Below are 12,032 nucleotides of genomic sequence, written 5' to 3' on the forward strand. Positions count from 1 at the left end.
GCTACACCGCCTTGACCCACATCGAGCATCGCCCCATGCCGCCGCCGATGGACGATGCCCCGCCCGCCGCAATCGCGCCAGCCCCCGTCGCGCGCAGCGAGTGGCGCGATTTTGCCCTGTTCTGCATCAAGCTGTTATTCGTCGTCGCCTTGGTCCGCAGCTTTGTCTTCGCGCCGTTCAGCATCCCGTCGGAATCGATGATGCCGCGCTTGCTGGTCGGCGATTATTTGATCGTGACCAAATGGCCCTACGGCTTCTCGCGTTATTCGCTGCCTTATTCGGTGCCATTGATCCCCGGACGCGTCCTCACCACCTTGCCCCAACGCGGCGACGTGGTGGTGTTCAAGGAACCGCCCGAAAATAATATCGACGTGATCAAGCGCGTCATCGGCCTGCCCGGCGACACGATCCGCATGAAGGCGGGCCAGCTGTTCATCAACGGAACGGCGGTGCCGAAGGTCCAGATCGCCGATTTTATCGTGCCGGTCAGCCCGAACACCCATTGCCTGACCCCGGCATCGGATCATGGCAGCACCTGCCGCTATATGCGCTTTCGTGAGACCTTGCCCGGCGGGCGGAGCTATGACGTCCTGGATTTCGGGCGCTATCCGGCGGACGATACCGGCGATTACCGCGTCCCGGCCGGCCACGTCTTCCTGATGGGCGACGACCGCGATGACAGCGCCGACAGCCGCCTCGAAGCCGGCGGGTTCGGCTTCGTGCCGATCGAAAATCTGGTCGGCCGCGCGCAATTCTCGGTGTTCTCGACCGACGGCTCCGCCAATTACCTGCTCCCCTGGACGTGGTTCACGGCGGCGCGCTGGCACCGCATCGGCGAAGGGTTTTGAGCTGGCTCGCCGAGACATTGGGTGCGGAGCCGCGTGATGCGACGCTGTACCAAACCGCGTTGACGCATCCAAGCCACGGCGCGGACAATTACCAGCGCCTCGAATTTCTCGGCGACCGCGTCCTCGGCCTCGTCATCGCCGACTGGTTGAGCGCGCTGTTCCCCAGGGACCGCGAAGGCGAGCTGTCGCACCGCTTCGTCACTCTGGTGTCCGGCGCGACCTGCGCCGATGTCGCCCGCGATCTCGGCCTGCGCGGCCATGTCCGCCTCGGCAAGCAGGCGCGCGACGATGGCGCGGCGGACAGCGACAACATCCTCGGCGACGTGATCGAGGCGCTGATCGGCGCTTTGTATCAGGAACACGGGTTGCAAGCCGCCCGCGCTTTCATCCACCGTGCCTGGGCCAGCCGGATCGACGGCAAGGCTGCGGTGCCGCGCCATCCCAAATCCTTGCTTCACGAATGGGCGGAAGGACATAAGCGCAAGCCGCCGACCTACACCGTCATCGACCGCTCGGGTCCCGACCATGCGCTTCGCTGGACCGTCCGTGCCAGCCTCGGCACTGCGGGCGAGGCGGACGGCACCGGTTCGTCCAAACAGGAGGCCGAAACCGCTGCGGCCACCGCTTTATTGGGAATGCTCAGCCTATGACGCAGCATTGCGGCCTCGTCGCTGTGATCGGCGCGCCCAACGCGGGCAAATCGACCCTCGTCAATGCGCTGGTCGGCCAGAAAGTGGCGATCGTCACGCCCAAGGCCGGCACCACGCGCACCCGCCTGATGGGCATCGCGATCGAGGGTGAGGCACAAATCATGCTGGTCGACACGCCCGGGATTTTCGACGCCACCCGCCGCTTCGACCGCGCGATGGTCCAGGCGGCATGGGGCGGCGCGCAGGATTCGGACGTCATTGCTCTGGTCGTCGATGCCACGCGCGGCGGCGGACCAAAGCTGGCGGGCATCCTCACCGCGCTCGAAAACCGCAGCGAACCCAAGTTGCTGATCCTCAACAAGGTCGATGCGGCGGACAAAGGCAAGCTCCTCGCGCTCGCGCAGAAACTCAACGAGCGGATCGAGTTCGACGAAACGCTGATGGTGTCGGCCACCACCGGCGATGGCGTCGCGGACCTCAAAGCCATGCTCGCCGCGCGCCTGCCCGAAGGGCCGTGGCACTTCCCCGAGGATCAGGTCAGCGACGCCCCCGAACGGATGATGGCCGCCGAAGCCACGCGCGAACAATTAACGCTGCAACTGCATCAGGAACTGCCTCAGGCGAGCGCAGTCGTCACCGAAAAATACAGCGAACGCGACGACGGCTCGGTCGAAATACACCAGCAAATCCTCGTCGAACGCGACAGCCAACGCGCCATCGTCCTCGGCAAGGGCGGGGTGCGATTGAAAGAGATCGGCTCAAAGGCGCGGGCCGAACTGGCGACGTTGCTCGACCGCCGCGTCCACCTCTATTTGCACGTGAAGGTCGCCCCCAAATGGAGCGACGACCGCGGGATCTATCGCGACATCGGACTCGACTGGGTCGACTGAAGCAGCTGGTCGACCCAAGCGGGCACCAATGTGCTGGCCGGGCCGATCCGCGTCGTGTCGAAATAGATGCTGCCCGCGCTCGGATCGAGGTTCATCTCGAGCGTCTGCGCGCCATGATAGCTGGCCGTCCGCACGAAGCCCGCCGCCGGATAGACCGCGCCCGAAGTGCCGATCGACACGAACAGATTCGCGCGGGAGACCGCCGCGTCGATCTCCTCCATCCGGTAGGGCATTTCGCCGAAAAACACGATGTCGGGGCGGAGGGCGGGTCGTCCACAGTCCGCGCACAGCGTCGCGGGCGGCAGACCTTCGAGCCACGCCCGCCGCGCGCCACACGCGGCACACAGCGCCGATTTCAGCTCGCCATGCATGTGGATTAGTCGAGGCGCACGGCCCCCTGCCGTCATCCCGGCGAAAGCCGGGATCCATCCCTCCGGGCGTACCCCAGGTTCGGACGATGGACCCCGGCTTTCGCCGGGGTGACGAGAAAGGTGCTGCCAGGCACGCTCATGCAGATCGTCGACATTCTGCGTGACGATCAGCAACTCTCCCGACCATTCGGCATCGAGCCGCGCCAGCGCGACATGCGCTGCATTGGGCTCGACTCGATCCAGCGCCGCGCGCCGCTCGTCGTAGAAGCGGTGCACCAATTCCGCATCGTGCCTCAGCGCGTCGGGGGTGCAAACATCCTCGACGCGATGCCCTTCCCACAGCCCGCCGGGCCCGCGAAACGTCGCCAGCCCGCTTTCGGCTGAAATCCCCGCCCCGGTCAGGATGACGATGTTGCGAGGGGTCACGCCATGCCGTTGAGCGCGGTTATCGCCTCTTCATCGAGCGTGATGTCCGCGACAGCCAAATTCTCCGCGAGGTGCGCGCGCGACGACGTGCCGGGGATCAACAGGATGTTCGGCGACCGCCGCAACAGCCATGCCAGCGCTGCCTGCAAAGGCGTGATCTCCAGCCGCGCCGCCTCCCGCGACAGCACATCCGACTGCAACGGGCTGAACCCGCCGAGCGGGAAGAACGGGGTATAGGCGATGCCTTGCGCGGCAAGGCTGTCGACCAACGCATCGTCGCCCCGATGCGCCAGATTATACATGTTCTGGACGCAGACGACCGGCGTGATCGCCTGTGCCTCGGCGATCTGCTCGGGCAGGACGTTGCTGACCCCGACGCCGCCGATCAGCCCGTCGTCGCGCAACCTGGCGAGCGTTTGGACCTGTGTAGCGATCGACCCCTTGGCGGGTTCCTGCGCGAACATCGCGCGGTAATTGACCGCGCCGATCTGCTCGATGCCCAGCCGGGTGAGATTGTCTTGGACCGCCGACGTCAATTGCGCAGGAGTTTGCGCGGGCAGCCAGCCGCCCTTGGCATCACGCACCGCCCCGACTTTGGTCACCAAGGTGAGATGCGCGGGATAGGGATGCAGCGCCTCCCGGATGATGTCGTTGACGACGAACGGCCCGTAATAATCGCTGGTGTCGATATGATCGACGCCGGCATCGACCGCCGCCCGCAGCACGGCGACCGCCTCGGCACGGTCGCGCGGCGGACCGAACACGCCCTTCCCCGCCAGCTGCATCGCGCCATAACCGATGCGATGAACCGTCCGGTCGCCGATTTGATACGTGCCGGCGGCGTCGAGATTGGCCATGCTGGGTCTCCCTGAATTACTCTCCAGCATCAACTTGCTCGGGCGACCAATGATCCACGTCGCCGGTAATTTCGACCCAAGGGTGTTTGCGGTTTTCGTAAACCGAATAGCTTGGCGCGGGGAAATTCGGGTCGGCGAACGCACCCATCGGCACGGCGGTCACGCCGGGCATCAGTTCGATCACATAAGTGACCGTCGCGCCGCATTCGGGACAGAAGTGGAAGGTCGCGCGATTGCCGCTGTCGGACACATTCGAATACGCCTTGGCCTCGCCCGTCACGGTGATGCGCTCGTCGGGCCAGCGCGCCTGCGCCGCAAAGGCGCTGCCCGAACGCCGCTGACAGTCGAGGCAGTGGCACACCGACACGCGCACCGGCTCTCCTTCGCATTCGGCGCGAAGCTGGCCACAGCGACAGGTGGCGGTGCGGGTCGTCACGGCGTCTCTCCCTCGATTTCCTGCTGTCCTACACCGGCTTGCTTGTGGCAGGAACGCGGCATGACCCGACCGGCCTCGCCCCCCTTCCCCACAGCCCTTATTGGCACATGTGAATCGTGTGAACCGGGCGGCGGAGCGAAACGATAATGGCAGATGTGAACCGTGTGAATCGCGGCACCATTCGCGTCGGCGTCGGTGGCTGGGATTACGACCCGTGGCGCGAGACATTCTACCCCGCGGGCCTCAGCAAGGCGAAGCAATTGCCTTATGCCGGGACCCAGCTGACGGCGATCGAAATCAACGGCACCTATTACGGCAGCCAGAAGCCCGAAACCTTCGCCAAATGGGCCAAAGCGGTGCCCGACGGGTTCAAGTTCGCGGTCAAGGCGTCGCGTTTCTGCACCAACCGCCGCGTGCTGGCCGATGGCACGGAATCGATCGAACGGTTCCTGACGCAAGGGCTGACCGAATTGGGCGACCGCTTGGGGCCGATCCTGTGGCAGTTCATGGCGACCAAGAAATTCGACGCCGACGATTTCGCCGGGTTCCTCGCTTTGCTCCCCGCGACACAGGACGGCGTCCCGCTGCAACACGCCATCGAAGTGCGGCACGAGAGTTTCCTCGCGCCCGAATTTGCGGCGATGGTGGCAAAGGCCGGACACGCCGTCGTGTTCGCGCATTCGAACGACTTCCCCGAAATCACCGCGCCATCCTCCACGCTTTTCTATGCGCGGCTACAGGAGAGCGTGGACGAAGTCGCGACGGGCTATGATGCCAAGGCGCTCGACGCCTGGGCGGCCCGGGCGAACGATTGGACCGCGGACGGGCGCGACGCCTATGTGTTCTTCATCTCGGGCGCAAAGCACCGCAATCCGGCGGCGGCCATGGCGCTGATAGAGAAATTGCAAAAGTAGCTGGACCCCGGCTCGGAGGCCGGGGCGACGCAGTCCGGTTATTTTACCCCATATCGTCGCCCCGGGCTTGACCCGGGGTCCAGCTTCTTCTTCGGAATCACTCTTATGGTGAAAATCGGAATCTACGGAAGCAGAGGCCGCATGGGGCAAGCCATCGCTCACGCCCTCGCGGACCAGAATCTCGTCCTCGCGGGCGGGTCGGATGCGGGCGACGATCCGCTCGAACTGGCGAAGAAGAGCGACGTGCTCGTCGATTTCTCCGCGCCCGTAGCACTCGGCGGGAATCTCGATGCGGCCGTCGCGGCGAAAACGCCGATCGTCATCGGCACCACCGGCCTGACCGAAGAACATCAGTCGATGATCGACGAGGCGGCGCAGTCGATTGCGGTGCTGCAGGCGGCGAACACCTCGCTCGGCGTGACGTTACTCACCGCATTGGTCGAGCAGGCGGCGGCGCGGCTGGACGAGGATTGGGACGTGGAAATCCTCGAATTGCATCACCGCCACAAGGTCGACGCGCCGTCCGGCACGGCGCTCGCGCTGGCCGCTGCCGCCGCGCGCGGCCGCGCACGGAGCCTCCCCGAAGTCAGTCGCTTCGACCGCTTCGAAAACGACTCCCCGCGCGACCGTGGCAGCATCGGTTTCGCGTCGCTCCGTGGCGGATCCGCGGCGGGCGACCACACCGTGCTCCTCGCGACAGAAGGCGAACGCATCGAAATCACCCACCGCGCCGAAAGCCGCGACATTTTCGCGCGCGGCGCGATCAAGGCGGCGCTGTGGCTCGTCCGCCTGTCGCCCGGGCGCTACACGATGAACGACGTGCTGGGGCTTTGAAGAAGGCCGATATTTTCGAGTTCTACCGGCGGTTGGCCGAGGCCAATCCGGACCCGCAGACCGAGCTTGAAAGCGTCAACATCTACACCCTGCTCGTCGCGGTGGCACTGTCGGCGCAGGCGACCGATGTCGGGGTCAACAAGGCTACCAAGGCGCTGTTCGCCAAAGTGCGCGATCCGCAGGCGATGCTCGATCTTGGCGAAGACGGCCTCAAGCAGCACATCAAGACCATCGGCCTGTTCAACACCAAGGCCAAGAACGTCATCGCGCTCAGCCGGATGCTGGTCGACAAATATGGCGGCGAAGTGCCGAACGAGCGCGCGCTGCTCGAGGAACTGCCTGGCGTCGGGCGCAAGACCGCCAATGTCGTGCTCAACGTCGCGCTGGGGGCGGAGACGTTTGCCGTCGACACCCATGTGTTCCGCGTTGGCAATCGCACCGGCCTCGCCAGGGGCAAGACGCCGCTCGCCGTCGAGACGATCCTCGACCGCCAGACGCCGCAGCCGTTTCGCAGCCACGCACATCACTGGCTGATTTTGCACGGCCGCTACATCTGCAAGGCGCGCACCCCCGAATGCTGGCGCTGCGTCGTTGCCGAGCTTTGCGCGTTCAGGCCCAAGACACCTGCGCCGAAGCAGAAGGATGCCGGAGGAACGCCATGAACAAGCTGCTGCTCGCTACCGCCCTCATCGCCGGTGCCGCCGAGGCCCGGCCGCGCGATATCCCCGTCGCGACGCCCGATGGCAAAGCGGTCAGCTGCCTCCAGACGACGCGGATCCGCGAAACGCGCGTGCGGTCGGACAGCGTGATCGATTTCTACACATCGGGCGGCAAGGTCTATCGCAACACCCTGCCCAACTCGTGCCCCAGCCTCGGGTTCGAAGAGAAGTTCGCTTACACCACTTCGACATCGCAGCTGTGCAATGTCGACATCATCACGGTGCTGCAAAGTGGTGGCGGCCTGTCGCGCGGCGCATCGTGCGGGCTGGGCATGTTTCAGCCGGTCCAGCTTGCCAAGAAGTAGCGCGCCCGCGTAAGGCCGCGCCCACGCACCGGTAGCTCAGCTGGATAGAGCACTGCCCTCCGAAGGCAGGGGTCAGGGGTTCGAATCCCTTCCGGTGCGCCATTCCCGTTCGATGTTGGGCACCATCCGTTTTGGATCGCCATCGAACCGGCAGATGGCGTGTTCCAGAGCGCGATTAGCGCCCACGATCTTGATAGTAGTGTCACCCACTTCGATGCGATCGACCATTGAACGGACGTAATGCTGGGCAAGAGCCGGGTTGTGGCAGCGCAACCCCTCGCGCATCAGGTCGCTAAACCGCTGCAAACGCTCGGGTGTGATGCGACGCTCAGACCGCTGCAACTTCCTTTCCAGCAATACGATATCGGTTTTAATTCCGGCCAACTGGTTGGTCTGTTCAGCATATTTGCGTGAAAAGCGCTCATCTGTCGCCGTCAACACGCCTTCTGCCACCAAATCGAGAAGACGATCGACGCCCGCTTCAAGTGCGGTCTGCCGCGACCGCAACTGGCGCAGCGCCTCGCGGCGCGAACTGGACGCGTCGGCAGAATAGTCGAGCCAACCCGACAACAATGCTTGCAAGCGCTCGGGTTTCAACACTTGGGCTTCGATTGCCGTCAATGCGATTGCGTCGAGCTTGGCCATCGGCACCCGCCGCCCTCGACAAACGCTTAAACCGGCGCGGGCGCGGTTTGAGCAAGCATAATATTTGTAACGTCCTGACTTGCCCGTCGACGTGGTCATTCCTCCGCCACAACCATCTCCGTCACAGCCGCATTTGAGGAGGCCAATCAGCAAGTTGTTGGTCGTTGTAACCCGTGCCGGGCGGTTCGCCGGGCGATGCTCGACAAGTCGTGCCTGCACGGCCTCGAAGTCCTCTTGCGACACGATCGGCGGGACCGGGATCGCGATCCATTGGTCTTCGGGACGCATTTCGCCGGTACGAGCGTTACGTTTGTTATAGAGCGCAACTCCCACGTACGCGAGATTGCGGAGGATGCGCTGCACGTTCGAGATGTAGAAGTTGCCACCCCTCTGCTTGTAACCATGGTCATTCAGCCACGCGGCCAATCTGGTAATGCCGAGCGGTAGCCCGCCTGGTGGTCCATCAAGATAAAGTTCGAACATTTTACGCACGATGAAGGCTTCGTCTTCGTCAATCTCGAGTTTGCGCTTGCTCTTGCCTCCGCGACGCTCGGCTTCGTAACTGCGATACCCGAGAGGCGGCGTCTGCCCGTTCCAGAAGGTGCTGTCAGGCTAATGCTAACTTGTCTCTGTCAGGAGGCGATGATGCAACCGATTTCCTACAAGCGGCACCGGTTTCCGCCCGACACGATTCGGCTCGCGGTGTGGCTGTATTTTCGCTTCACGATGAGTTTTCGGGACGTCGAGGAGCTGCTCGCCGCGCGCGGGATCGAGGTCAGCTACGAGACCATTCGGTGTTGGACGATCAAGTTCGGCCCGGCCATCGCCGCCAACATTCGGCGTCGCCGCGGGCGCGCCGACAGTGTGTGGCATCTTGATGAGATGGTCGTGCGGATCAGTGGTAAACGGATGTACATGTGGCGCGCCGTGGACAAGGAAGGTGAGGTCCTCGACATCTTGGTTCAGAAGCGCCGCAACAAAGCAGCTGCATTGAAATTGTTGCGAAAACTGATGAAGAACCAGGGCGCCATGCCCGAGGCAATCGTTACCGATGGCTTGGCTTCGTATCCTGCGGCGATGAAAGTTCTGGGATGCCTGGCCCGGCATCATCCCGGCCGATTACGCGACAACAACCGGGCCGAAAACTCTCACCTGCCGGTCCGGCGACGAGAGCGAAAAATGCAGCGCTTCAAGTCCCAGGGCCAGGCGCAACGCTTCGTTTCCACCCACAGCGCAATCTACAACACCTTCAATATCCAGCGTCACCTGATCTCCCGAAACACGATGCGCCTCTTCCGAACTTCCGCGATGGCGGAGTGGAACGCCGCGTCCGCCGCCGCTGCATGAAACGACAGAATTACGGTCTATTGCCGCTCCCGGAAGTTAACCTGACAACACCTCCACGCCGACCAGGCACGCTGGCAGTGAGGCGAAGAAGGAAAGCAGGTCTCGGCGACGCACCTCTCGGGCAACGATAACTTGGCCTTGGTCATCCACGGCGTGGACGAAGAACACATGCTTGGCCAGATCGAGGCCAACCGTGGTGACAGACGACAAATCGATTGGTAATTTACCCATGGACGGTGCTCCTGTGCTGGATCGCTTCGACAACGATCACAGACTGGCAGCGGGTTCTTCCGAATCAACTGCCAAACAGAGCGCCGTCCACACCATCAGACTAACCGGAATCTGGTTCGTTCGCGGCGAAACTGGCTGCGCTTGGCTGAAATTGAGCGGAACAAAGCCAGCCTGAACTTGGCCCATTCGCGGGACATTCGCGCCAAACGTTGGCCGCGAACCAGATAGGAAATCAGCGGTGCATTACGTCTGACAGTGCCCGTCGGGGAGGGCTGGCTATTGAGGCGCGTAGGCGCCATCCCGAATTTCATGAACAGGAGTCCATTTACGCCATTCGGCCACCCGAAAGCTGCCTGTCCACCTTCCACCCCTTGTGTCAGCAGACGTCGCATGAACGAATGACAGCTTTCGGGATTTGCCCGTGGGCACGGCGACGACTGGAATTGGGCGCGAAGGTGCCTGTCGGCTAACGACCCGTTTTCGGGCATTCTGACCTCGCCGACGTGCATCACACCTCGGCGATATAATCCATGACGGCTTGGTTCGGCCAGCGCTAGAGCGTCGGCGAAAGGTTGGCTCGTTGACGAACCGACCAGATTGCTCCAGCCGACTTCGTCATGATCGAGCTAGCGACACCCGATCAGGCCCTGGTAACGTTGCTCAAAGCCCTTGCTGCCCGGAAATACAGGTTCACCACAATCACGCCTGCGTCACACGAACGCGTGCTCGGACGGCAACCCGCACGTATCGCGGAGACCGTAGAGGACGTGTTCGGCTGGAGCCTGCCCTTTGGGGAACGGCTCCTCCCAGCCGATCTGCTTGAACCACTTCGTGCGAGTGGCGGGCTGGAGGATGTGTTCGGGGCTTTTCGGGCGAAGCTGCGCGTGTCTTCGGTCGATGGCCGGCTATATGTCCATTCGTCCTTCCCGACGGTCGCTGCCGACGCGGTGTTCCTGGGCCCTGATAGTTATCGTTTCGCTCGCCTGATTGCAGCCGAACTGTCACGCCAGCCGCTGGCGAAGACAGCAAGGGTCGTCGATATCGGCACCGGCGCGGGGGTGGGAGCGCTTACGGTTGGTGGACTAGCGCCCAACGCCAAACTGCTTGGCACGGATATCAACGCCGATGCCCTGCGGCTCGCTTCGGTAAATGCGACGGCGGCAGGGATGGATCTGCAGGTCATACAAACATCAGCCCTCGACGGCATTGACGGAACCTTCGATCTTATTTTGCTCAACCCGCCCTTCATTGCGGATGATGGCGACCGCGTATATCGCGATGGTGGAAGGCGCCACGGGGGCCAATTGTCGCTCGACCTTGCAAAAGCGGCGCTGGCCAGGCTTGCGCCGGGTGGACGGCTAATACTCTATACCGGCAGCGCGATCATAAAGGGTCAGGATCGCCTGCATCAGACGCTAGCTCGCCTAATCGAAAACGGATGTCGGCTGGAGTATAACGAGCTCGACCCGGACATCTTTGGCGAAGAGCTAAGTGAGCCTGCTTATTCAGAAGTTGATCGGATCGCTCTGGTTTCGGCGATCTTTCGCTGTCCAGTTTAGATTTCTGCCAATTACTCCATTGGAAAATTGGCGCGTAACGTTCTACTTCCACCGCTGTTGAGATGACGATCCAGCTGTGCATTCCCGGCGCGGAACAATCTCAAGCCAACTGGCTTTAATCCGGATGAAAATCATCTCCGTATGAGCCTTCCGTCTCTCCGCGGGGCACAGCTACGCATCAACCTGACCTATCTCTGGTGTCACCGACGCTTACCGCGGCTTGCCGATCCATCGCTGTTTACCGAGCTCGTGCAGCTCAGAAAGATGTTCGACCGCGACGAACGTATGCCCAAGCTTGCCGACAAGGTGGCCGCGAAGTCCATTGCTGCCGACCGGCTAGGCCGAGATTGGATCATCCCGATGCTTTGGTCGGGTGATGTCATGCCCGACGAATGCCCGTGGATGGGCCCGGTGGTTGTCAAAGCGCGGCATGGCTGCAACCAGAATGCGTTCGTCTACAGCGACTACGATTGGGCAGTGGCCAAACGCGCATCAGCGTGTTGGATGCGACATGACTACGGCCAGTGGCTCGATGAGTGGGCCTATCGAGAGATACCCCGCGGGTTGTTGGTGGAGCCCAAGATCGGGCCGAACGACAGCTTACCTTTGGACTACAAGGTTTTCGTCTTCGGCGGGCAGGCCACACATGTTCAGGTTCACCTCGATCGTGCCAGCCGTCATCAATGGGTGATCCATGACCGCGACTGGTGTGCGCTAGAAAACGGCGCACCCAACGTGGTCCGTCCTACTGCTCTCACCGCTATGCTGCTGGCTGCCGAAGAGATGGCCCGAGGTTTCGATTTCGCGAGAGTGGATTTCTACCAGCCCGACACCCAACCACTATTTGGGGAAGTTACTTTCTACCCTGGTTCGGGTCTGCTTGCCATTAATCCACCAAGATTGGATGCGGAATGGGGCAGGTTGTGGCTCAACGCACGTGCAGCGAACCAATGCCCCGCGCCAAGTAAGGCAGCACGCGCGCGATGAAGGCACTGCCTCG

General features: G+C 62.6%; 14 protein-coding genes, 1 tRNA gene and 1 pseudogene. 11 read left to right on the forward strand and 5 right to left on the reverse strand.

The genetic code is table 11. The features are described from left to right. Positions 1-35 precede the first annotated feature (35 nt). From lepB to era, 3 genes are read left to right on the forward strand one after another with little or no spacing between them, the layout of a single operon-like run. Entirely contained in the window at positions 36-848 is an 813-nt protein-coding gene (gene lepB, locus ACM9ME_RS12355) for a signal peptidase I (RefSeq protein ID WP_415643763.1), read from the forward strand. Then, complete coding sequence (gene rnc, locus ACM9ME_RS12360) at positions 845-1,498, forward strand: ribonuclease III (protein WP_415643764.1); 654 nt, start codon at positions 845-847, stop codon at positions 1,496-1,498. The genes lepB and rnc overlap by 4 nt, the downstream gene beginning before the upstream one ends. After that, a complete protein-coding gene (gene era / locus ACM9ME_RS12365; protein ID WP_415643765.1) occupies positions 1,495-2,388 on the forward strand; it encodes a GTPase Era in 894 nt (297 codons plus the stop codon). Before rnc ends, era begins: the two co-directional genes overlap by 4 nt. Here the strand turns inward: era and ACM9ME_RS12370 are convergent. From ACM9ME_RS12370 to ACM9ME_RS12380, 3 genes are read right to left on the reverse strand one after another with little or no spacing between them, the layout of a single operon-like run. Then, on the reverse strand, positions 2,355-3,185 hold the full coding sequence (locus ACM9ME_RS12370) for an NAD-dependent deacylase (RefSeq protein ID WP_415643766.1): 831 nt from the start codon (positions 3,183-3,185) through the stop codon (positions 2,355-2,357). The genes era and ACM9ME_RS12370 overlap by 34 nt on opposite strands. Then, a complete protein-coding gene (locus ACM9ME_RS12375; RefSeq protein ID WP_415643767.1) occupies positions 3,182-4,042 on the reverse strand; it encodes an oxidoreductase in 861 nt (286 codons plus the stop codon). The genes ACM9ME_RS12370 and ACM9ME_RS12375 overlap by 4 nt, the downstream gene beginning before the upstream one ends. A 16-nt stretch (positions 4,043-4,058) precedes the next feature. After that, positions 4,059-4,478: a GFA family protein gene (locus ACM9ME_RS12380; protein ID WP_415643768.1), complete on the reverse strand. Its 420-nt coding sequence runs from the start codon at positions 4,476-4,478 to the stop codon at positions 4,059-4,061. A gap of 146 nt (positions 4,479-4,624) precedes the next feature. Between ACM9ME_RS12380 and ACM9ME_RS12385 the strand changes: the two genes are divergently transcribed. The 5 genes from ACM9ME_RS12385 (at position 4,625) to ACM9ME_RS12405 (ending at position 7,352) form a co-directional block, all read left to right on the forward strand. Further along, positions 4,625-5,392 carry a DUF72 domain-containing protein gene (locus tag ACM9ME_RS12385; protein WP_415643769.1) on the forward strand — a complete coding sequence of 256 codons (768 nt, stop codon included), beginning with the start codon at positions 4,625-4,627 and terminating at the stop codon, positions 5,390-5,392. Between the two features lie 105 nt (positions 5,393-5,497). Next, entirely contained in the window at positions 5,498-6,226 is a 729-nt protein-coding gene (gene dapB, locus ACM9ME_RS12390) for a 4-hydroxy-tetrahydrodipicolinate reductase (RefSeq protein WP_415643770.1), read from the forward strand. After that, positions 6,223-6,888 carry an endonuclease III gene (gene nth / locus ACM9ME_RS12395; RefSeq protein WP_415643771.1) on the forward strand — a complete coding sequence of 222 codons (666 nt, stop codon included), beginning with the start codon at positions 6,223-6,225 and terminating at the stop codon, positions 6,886-6,888. The genes dapB and nth overlap by 4 nt, the downstream gene beginning before the upstream one ends. Further along, positions 6,885-7,250: a hypothetical protein gene (locus ACM9ME_RS12400; RefSeq protein WP_415643772.1), complete on the forward strand. Its 366-nt coding sequence runs from the start codon at positions 6,885-6,887 to the stop codon at positions 7,248-7,250. Before nth ends, ACM9ME_RS12400 begins: the two co-directional genes overlap by 4 nt. Positions 7,251-7,275: 25 nt before the next feature. Further along, a tRNA-Arg gene (locus tag ACM9ME_RS12405) sits at positions 7,276-7,352 on the forward strand. Here the strand turns inward: ACM9ME_RS12405 and ACM9ME_RS12410 are convergent. Next, positions 7,323-8,411: a recombinase family protein gene (locus tag ACM9ME_RS12410; protein WP_415643808.1), complete on the reverse strand. Its 1,089-nt coding sequence runs from the start codon at positions 8,409-8,411 to the stop codon at positions 7,323-7,325. The two genes, ACM9ME_RS12405 and ACM9ME_RS12410, sit on opposite strands and share 30 nt — an antisense overlap. A gap of 129 nt (positions 8,412-8,540) precedes the next feature. Between ACM9ME_RS12410 and ACM9ME_RS12415 the strand changes: the two genes are divergently transcribed. Continuing rightward, positions 8,541-9,242 carry an IS6 family transposase gene (locus ACM9ME_RS12415; RefSeq protein WP_415643773.1) on the forward strand — a complete coding sequence of 234 codons (702 nt, stop codon included), beginning with the start codon at positions 8,541-8,543 and terminating at the stop codon, positions 9,240-9,242. A gap of 51 nt (positions 9,243-9,293) precedes the next feature. On the opposite strand, the pseudogene ACM9ME_RS12420 reads toward ACM9ME_RS12415, so the two are convergent. After that, a pseudogene (locus ACM9ME_RS12420) lies at positions 9,294-9,473 on the reverse strand (hypothetical protein); the annotation flags it as partial. Between the two features lie 767 nt (positions 9,474-10,240). Between ACM9ME_RS12420 and ACM9ME_RS12425 the strand changes: the two are divergent. Both ACM9ME_RS12425 and ACM9ME_RS12430 read left to right on the forward strand, forming a co-directional pair. Next, complete coding sequence (locus tag ACM9ME_RS12425; protein ID WP_415643774.1) at positions 10,241-11,032, forward strand: methyltransferase; 792 nt, start codon at positions 10,241-10,243, stop codon at positions 11,030-11,032. 141 nt (positions 11,033-11,173) lie between these two features. Then, positions 11,174-12,019: an ATP-grasp fold amidoligase family protein gene (locus tag ACM9ME_RS12430; protein WP_415643775.1), complete on the forward strand. Its 846-nt coding sequence runs from the start codon at positions 11,174-11,176 to the stop codon at positions 12,017-12,019. The last annotated feature ends 13 nt before the right edge of the window (positions 12,020-12,032 follow it).

The organism is Sphingomonas antarctica, from assembly GCF_965137005.1.
GTDB classification, from domain to species: domain Bacteria; phylum Pseudomonadota; class Alphaproteobacteria; order Sphingomonadales; family Sphingomonadaceae; genus Sphingomonas_O; species Sphingomonas_O antarctica.